Annotated in this window: 25 protein-coding genes; 6 read left to right on the top strand and 19 right to left on the bottom strand. The window is 40.3% G+C overall.

The window, feature by feature from the left end:
* Positions 1–20: 20 nt before the first annotated feature.
* The 4 genes from HMPREF0519_RS10260 to yjeM form a co-directional block, all read right to left on the bottom strand.
* A complete protein-coding gene (locus tag HMPREF0519_RS10260; RefSeq protein WP_369077484.1) occupies positions 21–878 on the bottom strand; it encodes a GRP family sugar transporter in 858 nt (285 codons plus the stop codon).
* Positions 879–1,083: 205 nt separating this feature from the next.
* Positions 1,084–1,749, bottom strand: coding sequence for an endonuclease III domain-containing protein (locus tag HMPREF0519_RS10255; protein WP_003558278.1), 666 nt, complete (start codon positions 1,747–1,749; stop codon positions 1,084–1,086).
* Between the two features lie 62 nt (positions 1,750–1,811).
* Positions 1,812–2,588, bottom strand: coding sequence for an FAD:protein FMN transferase (locus HMPREF0519_RS10250; protein ID WP_003635998.1), 777 nt, complete (start codon positions 2,586–2,588; stop codon positions 1,812–1,814).
* Between the two features lie 130 nt (positions 2,589–2,718).
* Positions 2,719–4,236 carry a glutamate/gamma-aminobutyrate family transporter YjeM gene (gene yjeM, locus HMPREF0519_RS10245; RefSeq protein WP_003635997.1) on the bottom strand — a complete coding sequence of 506 codons (1,518 nt, stop codon included), beginning with the start codon at positions 4,234–4,236 and terminating at the stop codon, positions 2,719–2,721.
* 244 nt (positions 4,237–4,480) lie between these two features.
* Here yjeM and HMPREF0519_RS10240 point away from each other — a divergent pair, with 244 nt between their 5' ends.
* The gene (locus HMPREF0519_RS10240; RefSeq protein WP_003635995.1) at positions 4,481–5,836 is read left to right on the top strand and encodes a threonine/serine exporter family protein; all 1,356 of its coding nucleotides are present in this window, start codon (positions 4,481–4,483) and stop codon (positions 5,834–5,836) included.
* A 135-nt stretch (positions 5,837–5,971) separates the two neighbouring features.
* Here the strand turns inward: HMPREF0519_RS10240 and HMPREF0519_RS10235 are convergent, their stop codons facing one another.
* From HMPREF0519_RS10235 to HMPREF0519_RS10225, 3 genes are all read right to left on the bottom strand, one after another.
* Complete coding sequence (locus HMPREF0519_RS10235) at positions 5,972–6,160, bottom strand: hypothetical protein (protein WP_003552881.1); 189 nt, start codon at positions 6,158–6,160, stop codon at positions 5,972–5,974.
* Positions 6,161–6,371: 211 nt separating this feature from the next.
* The gene (locus tag HMPREF0519_RS10230; RefSeq protein ID WP_035462312.1) at positions 6,372–6,818 is read right to left on the bottom strand and encodes a CopY/TcrY family copper transport repressor; all 447 of its coding nucleotides are present in this window, start codon (positions 6,816–6,818) and stop codon (positions 6,372–6,374) included.
* Positions 6,819–7,088: 270 nt separating this feature from the next.
* Positions 7,089–8,105, bottom strand: a complete 1,017-nt coding sequence (locus tag HMPREF0519_RS10225) for an aldo/keto reductase (protein WP_003635991.1) — start codon at positions 8,103–8,105, stop codon at positions 7,089–7,091.
* 112 nt (positions 8,106–8,217) lie between these two features.
* On the opposite strand from HMPREF0519_RS10225, the gene HMPREF0519_RS10220 reads away from it, so the two are divergent.
* Positions 8,218–8,634, top strand: a complete 417-nt coding sequence (locus HMPREF0519_RS10220) for a MerR family transcriptional regulator (protein WP_003635990.1) — start codon at positions 8,218–8,220, stop codon at positions 8,632–8,634.
* Positions 8,635–8,703: 69 nt separating this feature from the next.
* On the opposite strand, the gene HMPREF0519_RS10215 is transcribed toward HMPREF0519_RS10220, so the two are convergent.
* The 5 genes from HMPREF0519_RS10215 to HMPREF0519_RS10195 form a co-directional block, all read right to left on the bottom strand.
* The gene (locus tag HMPREF0519_RS10215; protein WP_404803325.1) at positions 8,704–9,642 is read right to left on the bottom strand and encodes an FAD:protein FMN transferase; all 939 of its coding nucleotides are present in this window, start codon (positions 9,640–9,642) and stop codon (positions 8,704–8,706) included.
* A gap of 78 nt (positions 9,643–9,720) precedes the next feature.
* Positions 9,721–9,987 carry a hypothetical protein gene (locus HMPREF0519_RS10210; RefSeq protein ID WP_003635985.1) on the bottom strand — a complete coding sequence of 89 codons (267 nt, stop codon included), beginning with the start codon at positions 9,985–9,987 and terminating at the stop codon, positions 9,721–9,723.
* 165 nt (positions 9,988–10,152) lie between these two features.
* Complete coding sequence (locus HMPREF0519_RS10205) at positions 10,153–10,479, bottom strand: ArsR/SmtB family transcription factor (RefSeq protein WP_375711428.1); 327 nt, start codon at positions 10,477–10,479, stop codon at positions 10,153–10,155.
* Positions 10,480–10,586: 107 nt separating this feature from the next.
* A complete protein-coding gene (locus tag HMPREF0519_RS10200; RefSeq protein WP_003635983.1) occupies positions 10,587–11,213 on the bottom strand; it encodes a cation efflux transmembrane domain-containing protein in 627 nt (208 codons plus the stop codon).
* Between the two features lie 432 nt (positions 11,214–11,645).
* Positions 11,646–11,882, bottom strand: a complete 237-nt coding sequence (locus tag HMPREF0519_RS10195; RefSeq protein ID WP_003635982.1) for a hypothetical protein — start codon at positions 11,880–11,882, stop codon at positions 11,646–11,648.
* Between the two features lie 192 nt (positions 11,883–12,074).
* Between HMPREF0519_RS10195 and HMPREF0519_RS10190 the strand changes: the two genes are divergently transcribed.
* On the top strand, positions 12,075–12,734 hold the full coding sequence (locus HMPREF0519_RS10190; RefSeq protein WP_003635980.1) for a GPP34 family phosphoprotein: 660 nt from the start codon (positions 12,075–12,077) through the stop codon (positions 12,732–12,734).
* Between the two features lie 84 nt (positions 12,735–12,818).
* Here HMPREF0519_RS10190 and HMPREF0519_RS10185 read toward each other — a convergent pair whose 3' ends face one another.
* From HMPREF0519_RS10185 to arsC, 3 genes are all read right to left on the bottom strand, one after another.
* Positions 12,819–13,655, bottom strand: a complete 837-nt coding sequence (locus tag HMPREF0519_RS10185; protein ID WP_003635979.1) for a hypothetical protein — start codon at positions 13,653–13,655, stop codon at positions 12,819–12,821.
* Positions 13,656–13,657: 2 nt separating this feature from the next.
* Positions 13,658–14,482 carry a hypothetical protein gene (locus tag HMPREF0519_RS10180; protein ID WP_003635976.1) on the bottom strand — a complete coding sequence of 275 codons (825 nt, stop codon included), beginning with the start codon at positions 14,480–14,482 and terminating at the stop codon, positions 13,658–13,660.
* Positions 14,483–14,561: 79 nt separating this feature from the next.
* Entirely contained in the window at positions 14,562–14,930 is a 369-nt protein-coding gene (gene arsC / locus HMPREF0519_RS10175) for an arsenate reductase (thioredoxin) (protein WP_003635974.1), read from the bottom strand.
* A gap of 137 nt (positions 14,931–15,067) precedes the next feature.
* Between arsC and HMPREF0519_RS13415 the strand changes: the two genes are divergently transcribed.
* Entirely contained in the window at positions 15,068–15,298 is a 231-nt protein-coding gene (locus HMPREF0519_RS13415; RefSeq protein ID WP_318630592.1) for a cadmium resistance transporter, read from the top strand.
* Positions 15,299–15,410: 112 nt separating this feature from the next.
* Here the strand turns inward: HMPREF0519_RS13415 and HMPREF0519_RS10170 are convergent, their stop codons facing one another.
* The gene (locus tag HMPREF0519_RS10170) at positions 15,411–16,070 is read right to left on the bottom strand and encodes a hypothetical protein (protein WP_003635970.1); all 660 of its coding nucleotides are present in this window, start codon (positions 16,068–16,070) and stop codon (positions 15,411–15,413) included.
* Positions 16,071–16,437: 367 nt separating this feature from the next.
* Positions 16,438–17,880 (bottom strand): arginine-ornithine antiporter, encoded by a 1,443-nt coding sequence (arcD, locus tag HMPREF0519_RS10165; RefSeq protein WP_003552853.1) that lies wholly within the window; start codon positions 17,878–17,880, stop codon positions 16,438–16,440.
* 284 nt (positions 17,881–18,164) lie between these two features.
* Here arcD and HMPREF0519_RS10160 point away from each other — a divergent pair, with 284 nt between their 5' ends.
* Together HMPREF0519_RS10160 and HMPREF0519_RS10155 are read left to right on the top strand one after the other, a co-directional pair.
* Complete coding sequence (locus HMPREF0519_RS10160; RefSeq protein WP_003635968.1) at positions 18,165–18,740, top strand: DNA-3-methyladenine glycosylase I; 576 nt, start codon at positions 18,165–18,167, stop codon at positions 18,738–18,740.
* Between the two features lie 19 nt (positions 18,741–18,759).
* A complete protein-coding gene (locus tag HMPREF0519_RS10155; protein ID WP_003635966.1) occupies positions 18,760–19,416 on the top strand; it encodes an SDR family NAD(P)-dependent oxidoreductase in 657 nt (218 codons plus the stop codon).
* Between the two features lie 149 nt (positions 19,417–19,565).
* On the opposite strand, the gene HMPREF0519_RS10150 is transcribed toward HMPREF0519_RS10155, so the two are convergent.
* Positions 19,566–20,255, bottom strand: a complete 690-nt coding sequence (locus HMPREF0519_RS10150) for a 2,3-diphosphoglycerate-dependent phosphoglycerate mutase (protein WP_035444397.1) — start codon at positions 20,253–20,255, stop codon at positions 19,566–19,568.
* A gap of 143 nt (positions 20,256–20,398) precedes the next feature.
* Entirely contained in the window at positions 20,399–21,454 is a 1,056-nt protein-coding gene (locus HMPREF0519_RS10145; protein WP_081447202.1) for an AI-2E family transporter, read from the bottom strand.
* Between the last annotated feature and the right edge of the window lie 223 nt (positions 21,455–21,677).

Below are 21,677 nucleotides of genomic sequence, written 5' to 3'. Positions count from 1 at the left end.
AATTTAGTTGACAAGCCCTTTTAGAAAACAGATGTAATAAATGCACCACCAATGATCAATACCAGGCCGATTAACGTAAAAGTCAGCTCACGTTTACTTTTAGACTCATGCATAACCAGCATGCCGCCCAAGGTCGAAATAACAACGGACAACTGTGACACAATAAATGCGGTATTCACACCGTTATAACGTACTGAGTAAATATAAGAAACAGCTGCGAACGAAAAGACAATCCCAGCAATACCGTTTAGCCAGCTCGTCTTTTCTTTAAAGACGCTGATCTGTCCACTGAACAGCAGATAAATCAACACACCCACACACATACCAATCGATTCCGGTAAGAAAATAGCGATACCGGAACTTTGAAGGCCCTTTGGAATTGATTCATAGATACAGTACCCGATTGTCGTAAAAGTCAGCATGATAATGGTACTTGTTAAAACCTTTTTATTTTCAGTTTTACTTTTGTCCTTAATTGATGTGAGCCAAATGCCAATGATCAATAAGATGATCCCAGTAATACCGGCAGCTTTTTCGATTCCTGTTGACCATTCACCAAAGATAAACACACCGATTAAAGATGTTCCGATTAATTGCATCCCTGTTGAGATCGGCATCGTCGTTGACACACCGATTTTCTTATATCCTATGTATTGACCAACCTGACCGGCAATCCAGAAGGCACCCGCTAATCCTGCCAGAAGAAAACTCCTCATATCAGTCGTCGGTCTGACAACGGCAAACACAATTAAACTGGCCAGAAGAAGACCGGCAGCGGTTCCAAAAATTTGATTGGCAGGCTTACCACCAATTTTAGCAACAATCGGCGGCAAAAGACCCCATCCCAACGCTGGTAACAATAATAGTAAAATACTCAAAACAAACATCCTCTCTAATCGACCATCTTATTCAGACTAAAAAAACTTATGTGTTAATGATAAAGTCAAAATGGTTAAATGTAAACGGATTCCTGTAAATTTTTTTCAATTTTTGACAAGAAAACTCAATCATACGAAAAAACTTGCCAAGATTTAATTCTTGGCAAGTTGGTATAATTATCTAATACTTGTTGACTTGAAACCATCACTTCTTAATTTCCGACTTCAATCCTTGCTGTAGCAAAAAGCCATTAAGAAAACTCTTTCGAAACTGTTCCTTGGTTTTACATAATTTACCAAATTCATCTATTAAACCGTGAAATTCTTGGGCGTCATGATAGTCAAAATCAACCGGCAATCGAACGCGTTTTCGTAACTTTGCATAAGTCTCAATGTGGCGACAGCCTAAAAACTGAAACAGATTTCTGGCATATTTATCTGCAATAAACGCCGGCTGATCAAAAACGTAAACCAACAAAGAATCAGCAGTTTCTTCACCAATTCCGGTCAAGCTCAGCAATTGATGCCGTAGTTTCGGCCCATACTGATGAACCATTCCGGAAAAATCATAATGATGATCGTTAAACCATCCCAAAACACTCAAAAGGCTTTTGGTTTTATTAACATAAAATCCGCTTGGTCGAATTAACTGCTGAAGTCGGGCCACAGATAAGTTCAAAATTTGTTTGGGATCCAGTCCCGTAACCGTACGTAAATTTTGAAGTGCCAAATCAACGTTATTCCAATTCGTATTTTGAACCAGAATCGCACCGATCACAATTTCCATTTTGGTATCGGCCGGCCACCAGTGTTGTGGACCCATTTCGTCAAATAACTTATGATAAAGCGAAATGGGGTTGATATCATGCATTAAATCACCTCACCCGTATTTTAACACTGATTATCCACAATCACTAAGCCACAACCACTTCACTACGAAACCTGCTTATATCTGAGCTTGCCCGATTCAAATCCAATAACGCCCAGTGCCCTGTCAATTAGAATGCCGCTGAGACGTTTTTGATTAATTAATCTAAGAAACCTGTTTGTCCCGGCATTCAAACCGGCAATGGCCCACATGGTCGCATCACTGACACGATCACTAATGATTGTCAGTTGTTTAATAGCACTTTGCATCCGCTTAGTGGTCTGTGCATTAACGGTAACGATACCACCGCCGGCTAATTGATACTTTTCCAATAGACCCCCACCCGTATATGAGTCATGAACCAGAATCGGCCAATGGAGTCTCGAGTTTTTAGCAACCGCCGTTTGAATAATGCCATCCGCTTCAATCATGATTCCCACTACCGGCCCATTGATCAAAGTTTTGAGATAACGTGCAAATACTTGATCGACGGCCCAACTTTTTATTAAATCCGACGGAGTGTATCGACCACCATCAAAAGGATCAAAGTAACCATCAGTCACTTCTTTTGAAGTCCGGGCAAGTGAATATACTGCTTGAAAGTCGTGTGAATGAAACAAAGGACGGGTATCACCATTTTTGAATCTGTTGACAAGTGATGCCGACTTTTGAAGTGAAAATACCTGGTCGATTTGATTAAATCTCGCTTTAATATGCTGGGTAATCATTGTAAATTTGCCTTTAATATCGGCCATGTTGTTAATGGTCATATCTGAAACAATAATTGAAATTTTTATTTGTTGGAAAAGTGCTGTTTGAATAGTCTCACTGATTATTTTCATGTGAAAGCCTCCAGTTCCTGTCAGTCATTTCTGAATCAATAACCATATGTTAAAATCATTAACTTAAGCGAGCCTTAAACCAAAGAAAAAGCACCCGACTCACCGGATGCTTTAAGCATTTCTTAACTTATCAATTTTGATTCGGGTTTTCGGCCCAATTATGAGACTTGCTTTTCTTTTTATTCTGATACTGAAGAAATACCCAAGCGACAAAGCCAAAGAAGATTGGGCCGATAATGGTCCAAAACGCCGTCTGATAATCATGCGCCAAAACCGGTGCAATGGCTGTGAAGCCGATACCGGCAACCAATACAAATAACACAACGCCAACGATAAAATCCGTCCAGCGGCGATTGGTATAAATCTCAAATGGTCGTTGCAAATTCTTTTGACGCTTAAAGAACGGAAACGCCGCAATCAGGAAGAGGTACGGGAATGATGTTGAAATATTGCCCATGTTGGTGAGAATAACGTAAAACTGCTGGGCACTGGAACCACCGAAACTAACAAAGAAGATAATCACAACCACAACGGCAGCCTGCGTCCACATTGCAAATGCGGGCATTCCTTTTTTGTTGAGTTTGGTCATTCGCTTTGGCCAAAAGTTGGGATTAGATCCCATGATAAACGATTTGAGCGGTGAATAAACCAGCACGAAGAATGAACCGAGGTATCCAATAAACATCCCCAGACCGGCAAACCTGGCGAATAAGCCACCCAAAAAGGCACTTGCCGAAGCCGAAAGATTGAAGCCTTCCCCCAAAGTATAGCCAAGATTATTCATTAAGACATAAGTAATATTTCCCAAGTTAACCTGGTCATTGCCCAAGACCTTTTGCCAATTAGTACTTATTCCCCAAAGAAAAATGGTTAAGGAATAGCCGAGGGTGATGATAACCGCTGAAATAATCAAACCACGCGGAAATGTTTTTTCGGGCTTATCCATATTATCGGTTACACCACCCATGGACTCGGTCCCCGCATAAGCGAAAACAGCGTAAACAATGAATGAAATCAGTGTCACTGGTGATTGAAACTGGGAGTTAGGTGATTGAATAAAGCTTGATATGCCATTAATTGGTTGGGCAAAATGACCACCGTTTAAATAAAGAATCATCAAACTGGCAATCCCAAAAATCACGTTCAACAAGATCGTAAAAATGCCACCGATGGAAGCAATTCGAGCAATTGAGTCCATCCCGCGAACGGCAAACCAAGTAATCGTCAGGATCCAAAAAATAGCCAGAATCCCAATAACCTGATTTGAATTTAACCCCATTACGCCCCAGCTCTGCGTCTTGTCACTACCAAACAGTGTTGTAGAAAACGGAATCCAAACTTTCGAGGCAGTCGATGTCATCCAAATAATCCAAGATGACAACCAGATAAAGGTCCCGATAAAGGCCCATTCTTCACCAATCGAGCCGGCCAGCCAAGAATAAATCCCGCCATGGGCATCCTTAAAAGTTGCCCCGTACTCGGCAAACATTAATGAACTCGGAAGCAGGAAGAAGGCAGCTGCCAAGACATACCAGATGATACTGGCATATCCCATTTGCTCATATGCTACTGTCGTATTAGCAAACCCGAAGATTGTTGAAATGATCATTAAGACAAGCCCGCTCGTCTTTATTTTGTTATGTTTCATTATTAATTAACGCTCCAATTTATAAATATGTCACTTTTTACCAAAAAATAGTATAGAAGTTACTGGTAAAAAACGTCTGTGAATTAAGTAACAAAAGAATGGCAAGATTGCGATCGGAATGAGAATCACTGTTATTTGAAAGGGATTTCATACAATCAGGATCTTGAAATCCGCAGGAAGATGCGCCTATAATTAAAGAATTGTTAGCTTTACGAAGTGGTACATAACACTATTGGAGGATCAAATGGATAACAAAAGTAACCCAAAGGCGCCCAAAAGGTTTCATCTTTCTCAGCGCCATCATATGACAATTCCATGGAACAGCTTTATTCAAAATGATAATCTTCCTGCCCGAAAGGCAAGTTTACGCGAGCGGGCATCAATTGTCGGTCGGATCGGGATCATTATGTTGTCATGTGGTACCGGTGCTTGGCGGGTACGTGATGCAATGGATAGAGTCGCCAGAAAATTGGAACTGACATGTTCAGCCGATATCGGCTTGATTTCTTTGGAATTCACCTGTTTTAGTAACGAACACAGTTACACCCAGGTGCTGTCGTTACCAAATACCGGCGTTAATACAGATAAATTAAATATTCTGGAAAACCTTGTCAAGAACTTTGATGATGATTTCTCATCATTAACCGTTCGCCAGATTCATAATATCATTGACGACGTTCAAAAACGCCCAAAACAATATTCACCATTGATTTCAGGTTTAGCTGCCGCACTGGCCTGCAGCGCTTTCATCTTTTTGCTGGGTGGCGGTATTCCGGAAATGATTTGCTCTTTCATTGGTGCCGGTATTGGTAATTGGACTCGGGCAATGATGGGAAAGCACTCAATGACAACGGTAGCCAGTATTTCAATCAGTGTGGCCGTTGCATGTCTGACCTATATGTGTACGTTCGAAATATTTGAATTTTACTTCCAGGTTTTATCACAACATGAGGCTGGCTACATCGGCGCAATGCTCTTCGTGATTCCCGGGTTTCCATTTATTACTAGTATCCTGGATATTTCAAAGCTGGATATGCGATCGGGATTAGAACGACTTGCATACGCAATCATGATTACGCTGATCGCCACTTTGGTTGGATGGCTGGTCGCATTAATCTTTAATTTTCGACCTGCAAACTTTCTGCCGCTTGGCTTGTCACCTTTTATCGTCATGCTTTTAAGACTTCCCGCCAGTTTCTGTGGGGTTTTTGGTTTCTCAATTATGTTTAACAGTTCTCAAAAGATGGCAATGGTGGCAGGATGTATCGGTGCGATTGCCAACACACTGCGGCTTGAATTAGTCGATTTAACCTCTATGCCGCCTGCTGCAGCGGCTTTCTTTGGTGCCTTGGTCGCAGGACTGATTGCTTCTATTGTTAATCGTTATAACGGCTATCCACGAATTTCACTAACCGTCCCTTCAATTGTCATCATGGTCCCAGGACTTTACATTTACCGGGCCATTTACAATATTGGTACCAACCAGATTGCAGTTGGGGCTCTCTGGTTAACGAAAGCATCTTTGATTATCATGTTCCTACCACTTGGTTTGTTTGTAGCAAGAGCGTTGATGGACAAGGAATGGCGCCACTTTGACTAATCAACAGAAATCGTTTTAGTATCAGCAATTAATTATTCTCAGCATAAAAAGAAGTGGCGATAACAAAATAAATTTGTTATCGCCACTTCTTTTTAATTCACTTTTTAAAGACACATATCCTAAAAGACAGGCGCTTTAATTAACGTTTCGTCTGGATCTGCCGTTGGTTTGGCCCTTATCCAAGATTTCAGGTTCATCATTTCTGGCACGGGCATAAGCGTGCTGACGGCCAAATTGATCACGTGTTGTCTTGCTTTGATTGTTGGACGAACGGGTTACGACATAATAAACGGCAATTGATGCCAGTAAAAGTAATGTAATCATTTAAAAAACCTCTCTCAATTGGATTGTCTACTAGAATGATTTAAAACGCTTTGTAAGCATCGCTGATTATCAAAAGTGACTTGATAATTGACACTAAGTTTACCTTCAATCATCAAAGAGTCAAGACATTTGACAACCCTCTTTTTCTAAAACGCTTCCAATCGCTTATAAGAACTGCGTTAAGCGGTGTTTAAGGATTATTAAAGAATCATCACTGACAACCATCGCCACTCATCATTTCCTGTGGTAGACAGTTGCAATCGACCATTTCAGGAGCAGCTTTTGCTTTCTCGGCAAGAACTGTCTGAAGCTTCTTAATATCACTTTGTGACAGGTCGCGAGAGTTGATCACTTTAACAAGGGTGTCACCTGCACGCATAGCACACATATGATCAAATAGGTTAACGGCAGCCGCTCCCATTGAGTCTCTTTCATCAACGGCCGGTTCATACTCAAAAGGCCGCCCATCGCCAACTCGCACAACCGCATCCTTTGTAATTAACCTGTGAAGCAATGTCTTGGTCGTTGATTCCGACCATCCCCTAGCCGAAGACATCACATCAATCAATTGCCGACTGGTCACGTGTTTTAACGTCCAAATGGCCCGCATAACTTCCCACTCTGAATCAGAGATTGCCACATCTTTTGCATCAATCATTTTGGAGTCCCCTTTAATATCATGTTCAAAATTAGTCGTCAAATAAATAACTGCTTATCATTCCCATACGTTAATCCAGTTTTCAAGAGCGTATTCAACGATCATAATTGGTGTCAACATCTTTTTAATTTACAAGCGTAAACTTCCTATATTTAATAGTCTACATTTGTAATCGTAAAAAAGCAAGTGTCATTACCTGACGAACGATTTTCAATATTAAGTATAGCTTTAAGTTCTGGGGCCGTAAACTCTGATCACTGACACGTCTGGTTAATAGGCACCCCATTTGATGTTTGATTGATTTCCCAAAATCTGATCAATCTCTGCCAGCTCCTCGCTGCTGAAAGTTAAGTTATCCAGTGCTTTTGCATTATCCAACAATTGCTGCGGTCGACTCGCCCCTACCAGTACACATGCAATTTCGGGTTCGCGTAAATTCCATGCAAGCGCCATTTCAGCCAATGTTTGACCGCGTTTCTTTGCAACCTCATTAAGGTGTTGAACTGTCTTAATTGTCTCTTCAACCTGCAATGGATGCAAAAACGGACTGGTAGATTTGGCTGCACGGGAATTTTCAGGAATCCCATGTAAATATTTATCCGTTAACAGGCCCTGTGACAACGAACTAAAGCTGACGGCTGCTTTGCCTTCTTTTCGCAAGACCGGGAATAAATCCTTTTCAATTGTTCGATCAAACATGTTGTAGCGAGGTTGATGAATCACAAATGGTGTGTGAAGGTCGTTAAAGATTTTTGTAATTGCCTCGGTTTGTTGGCCGTTGTAATTGGAAATGCCTACATATAAGGCTTTACCTTGTTTAACCAATTGATCCAAAGCCAGTGCAGTCTCTTCCACCGGTGTCTCCGGATCTGGGCGATGTGAATAAAAAATATCAACGTAATCCAAGCCTAAGCGTGTCAAACTTTGATTGGCACTGGCAATGATACTTTTTTTAGAACCCCAATCACCGTATGGTCCATCCCACATCTCATAACCGGCTTTGCTGGCAATAATCATTTCGTCCCGATAAGGCTTCATGTCTCCTGCCATGATTTGGCCAAAGTTCTTTTCAGCACTTCCGGGTACGGGCCCATAATTGTTAGCCAAATCAAAATAGGTGATTCCCAGATCAAACGCTTGGTGAATAATGGCCTTTTGATTTTCAAAGGAATCCACACTACCGAAATTGTGCCAAAGTCCAAGTCCCAATGCAGAAAGTTTTAAGCCACTCTTTCCCACGCGATTATAAACCATTTTTTCATAACGTTTGTCATTTGCCTGATACATTTTAAAACCTCCCGTTTATTTAACAGTTGTCCTTTTTGATCTTCTCTACTAAGCTTAGCTATAGCATACAACTTCAAGTTAACTTGAAGTAAAGAAAGAAGTTAAAAGGGCTATGAAAACTTACTTGATCAGTCAGGTTTCAGAAATGTATCATTTACCCACTACCACGCTGAGATATTATGAAGACCTGGGGCTACTCTACGACATCCCTCGAAAGGGCAATCGGCGTGCCTATACCCAACAACATTTGGATCGTTTGGGATCAATCTGCTGTTTTAAAAATACTGGGATGACATTGAGCGAATTACAAACACTGTTTAGTTATAGTGAGCACGGCGGTGACCTTGACAAAATTGTTGACCTGCTCGATCAACATTGTCAAGAAGTCGATGAGCAGTTAACCCTGCTTAAACAAAATCAACAGCATATCAAACGAAAGCTTCACTTCTATCAAGATATCCGCACCGCAGAACAGACCAACACACCGCTGCCGGATTGGGATAATTACCGTTCAAGAACGTTTCATTAACACAAAAATGAGTAGAGACATCGCCTTATGGGCAACGTCCCTACTCATTTTTTGTTTGAATCGCTCAAATCAACCTTTAGATTCTTTTTGAACCTGATAGGACTCATCCAACAACGTCACTGTCGCGTCTTCAAGGCCCACAATGGTCACGTGCCTATCTCGAGTTACGAAAACAGCGCCATAAATATCCGGCCGATCACGTGCCCAGCCGGCAAGTGGTTTACCGGCAAAAAACAATCTGGCCGTTTCGATCTCACCGTCAATTGAGTATTTTGAAAAAATCGTGATGCTTGCAAGATCGTTTTGCTTTGGATACCCCGTTTGAGAATCCAAAATATGGTGATAAGAATGCCCATTTACTTCCAAATGCCGTTCATAAATCCCACTTGTCACAGCGGAGCATGGACCGATCTTAACGTTTAGAATCGACTGACCCCTTTCTGAAGAGGGGTCCTGAACACCGATTCGCCATTGCCGATCTTGATGTGCGGGTGAATCACCGACAAGCAACAAGTTGCCACCAAGATCGATTATTCCGGAACGTTTGCCATAGGCCCGCCAATAATCAGCAATCCGATCGGCAATATACCCCTTTGCGATGCCGCCAAGATCCAATTGCATGCCTGATTGCTTCAAGAAAATCGATAACGCTTGATCATTAAAGTCGGTTTGATTGGGATTAATTAAGGCCAACTTCTCTTTGATGGCTGACTCGGATGGGACATTGGCACCCTTAAACCCGATTTTCCACAATTTAACCAGCGGTCCAATCGTCGCATTAAAGCCGAAATGTTGACGACTCAATTGAAGTGCCCGTTTTGTTAAGGTATAGGTTGCGTCTGAAACCTGAACCGGATGTTTGCCGGCCGCATCATTAATGGCCATCACTTCAGACTGTGGCCGATTGACTGTTAACAAGTTTTCATAATAGGCAATCAATCGATTAGTCGCGTTAAGCTGTTCGGCCATGACATCACCGAATAATGTTAATCTGATTTGCGTTCCCAGTCCATAATAATTTTTTGTGGTCTTTTTTTGTGCAAGATTTTCCTCGATAAGCGATCATCCCCAATTCTTCCTTATATACTAATGTTTTGAAGCACCGGTTTTGCCATCTTGTTTGTTATCTGCAAAGTCGGGTTGTCTTTTATCCCAATTGTTGCTATTTTGAGTTGCGCCTGTTTTGGCATCGCTAAAAGAAGCCCCTGTTATTTCATCTGGATAAAATTTCTCGTTTTCTATAGTTGTCCCCTTCTTTTTTGACGGGACACCTACTCGTGAACTGCAATAGCGTCGCATCCGATTATAAGAAAACTTCGATTGCGTGTCGACAACCGCCATTAATTTCAACATGGCAACGCCTTCCCAACTTTTTGATTAAACTGACGATTTTATTATATACCGCCTGCGGACCCGCTGATCCATAAATTTATCATATTAACCAAGAAAGGCTGAACGCCAAAATTATCTTTAGCATCCAGCCTCCTTATTTTTCAGAAATTGTTTAACGTTGTTTCATTAATGACCGTGCGTTTTTCCACGCATCACGTGATCGGCATGTTCCAACATCTCGTTCACCACATCCAAAATATGAGGATCATCCAAACGATAATAATTAGCTTTGCCAACCCGCTCCGAACTGACTAATTGATGTTTTCTCAGCAAAGCCAATTGATGGGAAACCACTGACTGTTCCAAGCCCAACAAGTCACCAAGTTCGCCAACATTTAACTCACGCTGCTCCAACACTTTCAGCATCTGTAAACGCGACGGGTTACTTAATAATTTAAAAATCCGTTCCGATTCAGCCAAACGTTTTTGATCTATCAATTCGATATCGGTCAATGAATCCTTTTCAGTCAAAGGACGCCACTCCAATCATGAAATTTGCAGTTATTACCTGTTATTATATCACTGAAGCAGACCGAAAATTCAAGCACATTTACGCAAGCTTAATCCTTCCCGCGTCCTTCTTGAGAAGATTCCCATCCTTCACTGGCAATAAAGTAAACCAGAACCAGGGCGGCAACCGAATCGGCCCACCACCAGTTGAAGAAGAAGGTCAGTAGCGCACCGACAAGAACCGTGGCAGCCATATAGGCACATGTGATATTGCACATACCATCTTCAACCAGGGCATCCGAATGAAGTTGCTTACCAAGTGCCCGTTTCATAAAGGTTAGGATTGGCATAAGAACAACCGATGCAAACGCAATCGCAATTCCAGAATAACTCGTATCAGCTGCCTGGTGATTAACTAAATTAAATAATGACACAAAAATAACATAAACAGATAATAGCAGTAAAATCGTCCCAACAATTAACGACGATCGTTTCTCGGCACTTTGGATTTCCTCGGCCGACGCACCATTTGCTTCCTTGCGTAACCGCCAAATCAACGTACTTCCGGAAATGATTTCCAAAAAGCTGTCCAGCCCAAAGGCTATCAACAGAATTGACCCTGCTTGTAAGCCGGAAATAAAGCCAACCAGGAACTCAAAGGCCATCCATCCTGTTGAAAAATATTCTGTTCGTAGGCTGCTTGAAACTAAATGTTGCTTTTGTAATTGATTTTCCATATAAAGACTTCTTTCAAAATAACGATCGTTTTGATATGGTAACTATTTCATATGTAGATACTAACATGCATAGTAATCAGAGTAAACCAAATTAATTAAATTTCTTTTCAGCGTGACCGTGTATTTATGATATAATCAAAATAATTCAGAATATTGTTATCTAGTTAATCAATGAGTGTATTAAGTTAACTCCTTTCTATTTCAACTAAGATTAGCCCGATTTCAAACTAATTGCCAAATCATGTTTTTCCATTAACCTGCTAACAATGTTCTGAATTATAAAAGCTGACCGCGAAATCAAATTCGCAGTCAGCTTTTAATTTATCAACAACTTCAATTAATAACGACTAAACCGAACAAACATGTTACCTTTTCTCTTTTATCTGTTGATTAACTTATATATAGAGACATAAATTAATATTTCTTCATATATTAATTAATCAGCTTAATCCTAAAGCTTTCCGGACCATCAATCGATGCAACCTTAATGACAAGATCATTTGGCAATGCAGGTGCATCGTACCAAAAGTCATGATGTTCATGTGCTTCGAACTTAAAGAAGTATCGAAAATGATTACCTTCGCGTTTGACGCTCAAATACCCCGGCTTACCATCCGATAACTTAATCGGTTGTGGCACATTAGTATTGTGAACAAACAGTTCGGTCATTTTATCACCTCCCCGCTTCTTATCATATCATTTTTTAGGCATCAAGTAAGATTTAATTTAAGGACAACAAATCATTTTTTAGGTTTCCCGTAATTACAAAAAATTGCTTTCGTTTCAATTTACTATCAGGAATATCAATGCTATGGTTACATCATAGGTATTCATATAACAATTCGGTCTGGAGGAAAGACGATGAAAAGTGATATTTCGGAAATGTACCTTCTGCTTAACGAAACGGACGGTAACCGTAGTGCTATCATGCGTTCAATGAGAAAACGTGCTTATCTTTCTGCCAGCGTTTTATTTGACCTACAGCTTGGCGGCATCATTAAGTTAACGGACAAGGGTATGCAGGTTATCGCACCATTATCCAAGGACTACGGCTTTTTAAATCCTGTATTGGATATCCTCAATGACCGTGAAAATAAATCAAGCAAAAACAGTTTGCGTCACGTTGTCTTAAATCGTAAAATCAATCGGATCGTATACGATGGTATTGGCGAAAAGCTTTTGTTTAAGAACAAGGCTACAAAGACAAGCAGTCGCGGCTTAATATTTAGTCATGATAAATATATTCCCAGGGCTGACGCAAAAAAATTAGTTGTCAATCAAATTAAAGCAGAATTGCTTGGATCAAACACTGCTTCACTGGAAAATATCGCATTAGTCGCAAATCTGAGTAGAAGCAGAACATTAAAAAATTATTTTGACAAAGATCAACGCGCCCAATTAACACAACAGGTAAAAGACCTTCGACACAATCCCGAATACGAAACCTTCTTCAAATTTGCGAAATGGGTTGATGATTTTATCACGGCCATTATTGTAGCCGCTTCTTCAAGTCACGGATAATCCTATATATTTAATAAAGATGAGCCAAAAACGGATGTCGATCATCGTTTTTGGCTCATCTTTTTGTACATACGGTTCATTCACTTAAAATAAAACTTCAGTATGCATATAGTAATTTTGATTGTCGATTAAATACTTCTCTGAAACTTCAACAGAATCAATGTACTGTGGATGCTCATCCTCGGGAATCATCGTGACCCCGTGTTCACCGGTTCTGGTAATGGATAACCGATACTGATCCTTCCCGGATTTTGCGACCCGCGTTAATGGCATGCCCTTTATTTTTGATGCGACGTAAAAATCCGTCGTTTTCCCATTAGTCACCGTTTTTTGGATTTTGGCATAACCAACCGGTTTAGGAGCATAGGCTTGGAAAACTTTCACTTTTGAGTAGGCCTCCAGGTAACCATCTACCGTAACCTTTATGCCACTGGCTTTCGCTGTTGTTTCGTTGGCTGGCCATTTATCCCCCTGCCATAAATTTCCATCCGCAACATAATCCCCGGCCGACCTGGTGTCCGGACTGGTCACCTGATAATAACGTAAGTATTGTGGTGAGTCGACTTTTTTAAAATCAGCTGTTGTTGCCCAAATGCCTGCCGTCATATTTGGCTTGCTTTTGGCATTATAAAACGGTTTGCGAAGTCGATAACTCATCGTATCCATATCAATTGTAAAGAAAGGATGATGCGTTTTTTGACTTCGAGCAGCCGAAGCAACTTGGACAACCGTCCCTTTTGGCAGCGTCATTTTAATGTTCTTATAGTACGAATTAGTCACCGTTATTTTTTTGGTAGTCTGCAAATAGTCACGGGCTGAAACTGATAAGTAAGTTGTTTTGGCCTGGGCAACAGTCATTTGTAATGCAAATGTTGCAATTAATGCCAATATCATATTAACCAAACGTCGTGTTTGTTTCATGATCAATCTTCCCCCAGAAAACGTGCATTTTCGGTATGCATGTAATAGTCGGTTTTCCCGATCTGATATATCTCATTAAGTGTTACCCGCGTCGCATCATCCTCATTGGGAACGGCAGTTGATGTTGTCTGTGTCGTTCGATTAATACTCAAACGATAACGATTATTGCCCTTTGTGGACACTTTTGTCACCGGCAGCCCCTTTAATTTGGTTTTGAAATATAAGTATAACTGACGTGAAGAACGGTAATATGATTTTTGAATTTCAGTTGAACTGGTTGGTTTGGGACTGATCGTATATTTGTAGGGCGAACTCGAAAAAAAGTCGAGATACCCATCCGTGGTGATCGTAAACCTTGTCCCGGTCAGCTGTGCATAATCAGCAGGCAGCGTACTGCCTTTCCACAAATCACCATTCGCAACATATGATAATAGCGCATGTCCTTTGTTACTTCTGGTTAATGAATAGTAAGAAAGATAAACCGGTTTGTTGGTCTTGCTGAAGTTCTGGCCCTTCGCCAAGATCCAGCGACTCACCCGGCTTGAATTTTGAGCCGTTATCAATGGCCTTCGAATCTGATAACGAAGGCGATTCAGGTTTAACGAAACGTACTTCTGACCATTGTCATTTTTGGTTCCGTTAACCAAAACAGTCGTCCCCTTGGGAATGGTGACCTTAATTGTCTTGGAACTGTTGTATGTTTTAATCACCCGCTTGGTCGTTAAAAAAGAATTCTTTGTCACTTTAGCTGCTGACGCCACTGACTGATCGACTAAAATAAGCGAAAAGATCAGGGCCATCCCCAGCAAAACCCGTTTAACCATCATCTCATCCCCACTTTTATGTTTTGTACTCCCTTTAAGTTTACCCCTTTGGCAGCCAACGTTAAATCTGTAGAATGATCAACTACGCGTTTAATTGTTTCGCTAGCGCCGCTACCCGTTTTTCGATTTGATCTCTCACCTGCCGAAATACATCCAGCACTTCCAGGTTGCTGCCGTGAGCCTGCGCCGGATCACGTAAAGGCCAATGACGCTTTTCTACGGTTGGCGGTGTGACCGGGCAACGGTCCCTTGCATCCCCACAAAGTGTCACGACAAGGTCACACTGATTTAAATACGCTCTATCAATCAACTTGGATTGATTCCTTGAGATATCGATCTTTTTCTCAGACATTACCTTAACCGCCAGCGGATTTAAGCCATGTTTTTCAATACCGGCACTTTCAACATGCCAACTATCATTCAGCAACTTTTTAGCGAACCCTTCCGCCATTTGGCTTCAACAAGAATTTCCTGTACATAAGAAATAGATCTTTGGCATTTCAGTTCCCCCATTCATGGCATTAATTAATTTATATTCTCGACTAACTTTCTTGAAATAGCAAGAGAATTAATCGTCTATTCATCAAGATGCAGTGTCAGTCATATGTTTACTATGACACATGTAATAAGCAAAAGATGACCCTTTTCTGTTATCTTGGTTATTTATTAAGTAAGACTCCAACTATCGGTCATATTCTTGAAAACTGGTCACGTTATATGACCGCGGTTGTTTACATTGGCTTGGGTAGTTATATCCTGTGGGCAAACGGCACCCTTACTCATATTTCTGTTACTATGACAGTTTTAATTTCTTATTGAATTGACAATTCAACCTTCTAAAAAAGGTTACGTCAAAATGTAACAAACTCAAAACGTGACCTTTAACGTGATTACTTGCTATAAGTAAGCCACACTAAAGGTCACGTTTTTGTTAGGCACCTTTTCCTCGATCATACGTAAACGGCAATAGACAGTTAAAGCCCTGAGAGGCCTTTTTTAATGTCACGGCACCCTTTGAATCATCAAAATACAGGTGAACGCTTTTTGGATGAGCCTGATCCGTAAATTTATCAATAAGGACATGAATGGTGAAAACCCGCTTGGAATGGGGTGCTAGTTGCTCAGACTGCCCATCATCAATGACTAATTCATCCGTTCCGCTTAAAACATTGCCATTGGCAAAACCAACTTGTTTAACACCGCCAAACGTCATTGCGTTTGAAGACTGATTCTGAACCGTATACTGAACTTTTAGATAGGTATATGGATTATCAACTTTGTCCAAATTATAGTCACTCGCTGAGTTTGCCCGTTGAGCCGCTGTTCTCGGTGTGTTCGTACATACTTTAGCCCAGTTGATGGTCGTCGTCAGTTGATTTCGCATAAATACCAAATTCCGTTCTGTTGAAATCCCGGTTAATTTAATTCGTCCATATCTGGGACTATTATAATATTGACCAATTTTGTATAATGGCGCATGATCAATATCATTTGGATCCTGCTTATGCTGAATAATATGATGACTGCTTTGTTTTTTGACGTTAACGTTGGCTGATTGATTAGCTGCTGAATCATCATAAAATTTATTCATTAAGGTTTGTCCGCCAAATAGGCCAATCAATAAAATTACAATACATGCGGCTATTATGACCCACCATTGCTTATACCAACGATTAACTCTGCGGGTCCTCCGTGGGTGTCTGATGATAAACACTTCTTTCTAAGAAAATCAAATGTAACTGCTATGTATGATTAAAATCATAGACTAATGATAGCATGAAAATTTGACTTTCAAACTAATTATTAAAAAATTCTTTTTACCCTATTCGATATTAATTAACACATGGCATTATCCGATAAATCCATCAAAGATTTTCAACATGACTTTCCTGACAAAAACGCCAACAAAAAAGGTTGAATCAAACCCAACTTTGACTCAACCTTGTAGATCATTCAATTTAAACACTGATTCTTCCCATTGTTAACAGAACAATTCCCAATACAGCACCGGTCACAATTGCGGCTGTAACAATTGATTCGATTCTAGAGAACCATTTATCATAACCGGCATCTTTTCTGGTTTTCATAAAGAGGAAGAAGCCGGGAATATATGCGATAGCACACAAAAGTACAAATTGTAATCCTGCCATATAGATTCCGACACATTCAAAGATAAAAGCGAAAGCACCAACAAAGAGTTGAATTAAATTCCCCTTCTCACTTAAATGCTGATAGGAATATTTAACCTGATAAGCAGCCACAAAAATATAACAAATAACAATTGCCGCTGTACATAATGAGTAGGCAAAGTTATAGGCTCGATCCGTAAACAGCAGTGTAAACAAGAATACTTGAATTAAAGCCCCACTCATTACAAGTGAAAAGGTTGGTGCACCATGTTTATTTTTCTTACCAAAGATCGGCGGTAGTAACTTTCGCTTTGACATTAACATAACCGTTTCTGCCGGCAGCATTGTCCATGACAGCCATGAGCCAAGGGTCGAAATAATGAGTCCCAAGCTGATCAATGCACCACCCCAATTACCAACCATACTCTTAAAAATATAAACCATGGCTGGTTGGTGGATGGTTGTCAACTCTGCACGTGTCATATAACCATATGGCAATACGGAGGCCAACACGTAAATTGATAATAAACAGATCAATCCTAGAATAGTTGCTTTGCCGGCATCAGATTTTTTCTTTGCCCGGGATGACATCATTGTAGCGCCTTCAATACCGACGAATACCCACATCATGACCATCATACAGTTCTTGATTTGGGAGCCGACACCTGCGCCACCGCTAAAGTTGCCACTGACATTGTTCCAAAAATGAGCAGTGAACACATTTGCCTTAAATAATAAAATGGAGAAAACGATAAACGTAAATAACGGAATCAGTTTACATATTGTAATAATTGCATTTAAAATAGCTGCACTTTCAACACCACGGTTAACAATATAAGTTAAACACCATGAAATAATACTGGCCGTGATAATGGCAGGCACATTATTTCCTGATTTAAAAATCGGAATAAAGTATCCCACCGCGCTCATCATAACAGTCGCAAAGGCAACATTGCCCATCCACGAAGACAGCCAATAACCCCAGCCGCTAATAAAGCCAGCGTATTGACCAAATCCTTCTTCGGCATAAGCAAAAACCCCTTCCAAATCCGGGCGCTTTAACACCAAATTATTCAGGGAGAGTGCCAACATCAAAATGCCAAAGCCGACAAGCCCCCAGGCAATCAGAACAGGTCCGGGAGATGCTGCAGTTGCGAGATCCGATGTCAAAGCGAATACCCCGGCACCGATTGATGATGTGACGACCATTGCGGTTAAGGCTGTGAGGCCTATGCCGCCAGGTTTACCTTTTTGTTTTGGTTGTGTTTCCATGTGATATGTCCTTTCTGAGTGTGCGGATCAAAGCGGTCCTAATTCAATCTTCATAAATAGCCAAACCCATTTAAATCAAAAAATATTTAACTACCTTTTATAATGATAACTAGAATATCACGACTTTTATTATTATGAAAATAATAAACCTAAATGCGTTTATTATAAATAATTTTATTATCCTTACAACGAAGATATTTTCGCATACTCACATTAAAAAACGGAAAAAGTATTCACATTAAGCGTTTACAAATGTAAAATTTTACAGTCACTTTAAGCATTTCATGAACGCTTTTCTTCAAAAAGTGCTATTCTACATGCAGCTAAACAAAAGAAAGTTTGAAAGGAGAACTCACATGGTCAAAAGTACAAACGGTGTTGACCTTTATCATTCATTATTCGGAACCGAAATTCACGATCCTCGTGTTATGTTTGAAATGCTGACAGTCAATATTTTTCAACCGGGATTGAACTGGCGGGTTGCTGCCAGCAAGCTCCCTGTTTTCGATAAAGTGTTTAAGCATTTTGAAGTAGCAGAGATTGCCAAGTTTGACGAAATGGATCTGGAAGCGTTAGAAGGAAATCCGGATATGATTCGCAATCCAAGAAAAATACGGGCTGTCGTGCAGGATGCACGGGCGACTTTAAACTTAAGCCCGGAGTTTAAAGACTTAGCCGATTATCTTTGGTCATTCAAGCCTAAAGATAACCTGGTTGAAGGCGCACTTGTTCAGGATTCAAGTACCCTGGGTACTCTGGTTGCAAGGGATATGAGGAAACGCGGCTTTACATTTGTCGGCCCCACTACGATCGAATTACTACTGGTGGGTACCGGCGTTCTTAAGCATATTAACCCCTAAGAGAAAGGGAGCCTTTCAAATGACAAATAAAGTTGCTTTAATTGTTGGTCCCGGGCATGCCGGCTTAGGAGAAGCTTTAGCGAATCGATATGGTCAGAAGGGGTATACGATTGCCCTTCTCGGCCGAAATCCCAATCCGTTAAATGATTTAGTCAAGACTCTCACGGCCTCCAATATTTCAGTCTTTTCAGTAACCGCTGATCTAGCAAGCCCGGCTAGTGTCTCAAATGCTTTAAAAGAAATTGCCCAAAAGGGAGACCTTCAAGTCGTCCTTTATACAGCAACAATGCGGACCAAAAACAAGCCTGCCGACTTAACCAGCGACTTGTTAACTGAAAGTCTGGCAAGTAACCTTCTTGGCGCTGTGACGGTGACAAATTTAGCTTTGCCTTACGTCAAAAAGACCGGTGACGGTGTCTTTCTTTACACGGGGAGCATCGTAGCAGCCAAAACCGGTACAAGTGATGTTGAACAATCAATTGGCAAAGCCGGCCTGCATAGCTATGTCATTGCATTAAATAAGGAATTAAGTAAATCCGGTGTTTTTGCTGGAATTGTAACCATTAACACCTATATTCGAAAAGGCAAACCCGGGCATATGGATCCAAATGTCATTGCGAAAACATTTGAAGATCTTGGCAATAATAAGAAAGCCGCTGAAGTTCAGTATCATTAGAATAAAACATTTTTTAACCAATCAGGCCAGCATGGACTTTAATCATTCATGTTGGCCTGATTTATTATCAACACTATGACGAGTACTTATTTTTGTGAAAGAAAAAGAGTCTCACCATGTTTAGTGAGACCCTCAGTTAAATTGGAAAATTAGTCCAACTTAGTCTTGTTTGTAACGTTTAATTTATCATCGAAATCATAAACAACTGGTTCACCGGTTGCCATTTCAAGATTCATGATGTCCTCATCTGAAATGTTTTCAATGTACTTGGAAAGTGCACGAAGTGAGTTACCATGGGCAGCAATAACAACGTTTTTACCATCAAGTAAAAGCGGTGCAATCTTATCTTCCCAATAAGGCATTACTCGTTCGAGTGTAACCTTCAAGTTTTCACCACCGGGAACAATGTGTGGATCAAGGTTGGCGTAACGACGGTCGTGAACAGCTGAACCTTCATCACTTGCATCCAAAAGCGGAGGCAAAACATCGTATGAACGACGCCAGATATGAACTTGATCTTCACCATATTTTTCAGCAGCTTTAGCCTTGTTGTGACCTTGCAATGCACCATAGTGACGCTCGTTCAAACGCCATGTTTTTTCTTCAGGAATCCAAAGTTGGTCTGAATATTCCAAAGCATAGTGCAGTGTCTTGATCGCACGGGTCAAAACTGAAGTGAAAGCATAGTCGAATTCAATACCGGCTTTTTTGATTAATTTACCAGCATTGATGGCTTGCTTAACCCCTTCTTCACTTAAATCAACATCAACCCAACCAGTAAATTGGTTAGAAAGATTCCATTCACTTTGACCATGACGAATTAAAACAAGTTTTGCCAATATCATTACCTCTTTCTATATCTCTATCAGATTGATTTTACACCAAATCAGAATAATTTTCATCAGTATTCAGAAAAAAGTCTGTGAAATAACATACAAATTATTAATGATTTCAATCACTGATTTCACTTTGTGATTGAACATCAATATTTAAAGGTTTTGGTGTCGGGTTTAGCTGGCGGTAATGGCTCATTATGCCGTTTCACACCAAGAATATCCAGTAAGAAAGTGAAAACCGGCACACCACAGATCAGTCCCCATACCCCAAAGAAATGTTCGCCGACTAAGAGGACAACAAACGTGTAAAAGATCGGCAGATTGGTCTTTGAAGCCATAAAGTTAGGATTTAAAACATAAGCTTCCAGTGCATGAACGACAACAATCGTAATGATTAGGTACAAAACATCCTGTAAACCGCCAACGGAATAGCCGACTAATGACAATGGTATAAACGAAATAATCACACCGGCTACTGGTATCAAGCTCAGGATAAAGACCATCAGCGCTAATACTGCAAGTTGTGGCAAATGCATAAAAGCCAAGACAATTGTGGTTAAAACCGTATTCACAATTGCGATGAAAAATTGGGCTTCGATAACAACGCCAAACGTTGCCACAAATTTTTTACCAAAGAAATAAAGATCTTGAAAGAACCAGGAAAAATCACTATCTAAAAATAGATGCGAAAAGTTGTACATGGTCTTCTTCTCTATTGCGAAAAAGAAACTTAAGATCATTGATAAAAACAATGTGATACCCATTGTTCCAACACCTGTAATATATCTCCAAATAAGTGAAACGCCGTTCTTCACTTGGGCCATCACATTACTTTGTTTTATGAGTTCATTGACCCATCTTAACGTATTGTCATCAGGTAAATTACTTGGATTGGAATAAAAATCGACAATATCTTTTGTAGAGCTGATTGCCTGGTCGGCAACTTGTGGAATATAGACGGTTACGCCAAAATACAGCCCGGCTAAAACCAACAAATAAACAATCACAACAATGACTTCCGATGGAATTTTAACAAATCTGCGAATGCCATTTGTTAATTTAACGACCAACAAACAAAAAATAAACGTTAGTAGCAAAGTACTCATCATGCTGCGTGCAAAATACAAGATTAAGACAACTACCCCAAGAACAACAAATCTCCTAAGTGGGACGTTGTTCACAAATTTGGCCCAATTCGACAAAGAACCACCACCCCTTCAAATAATTCTAATCTCTGGCATTTATCTTACACGTTCACGCCATTTTCTCACAAGAATTTACACATAATTAATCACAAATTAAAGTTTTCTCACGAATTACCCTATTAATCACTTACTACTTTCCTTTAAATAAGACAATTTCTTGAAAACACCGGATAAAAAAACCGTCAATACAGTCATTTTTGCATCAACGATTCAGAAATTT

It is taken from the genome of Lentilactobacillus hilgardii DSM 20176 = ATCC 8290 (genome assembly GCF_000159315.1).
In the GTDB taxonomy this organism is placed as follows: domain Bacteria; phylum Bacillota; class Bacilli; order Lactobacillales; family Lactobacillaceae; genus Lentilactobacillus; species Lentilactobacillus hilgardii.
This window is presented reverse-complemented; position numbering and strand designations above follow the sequence as displayed.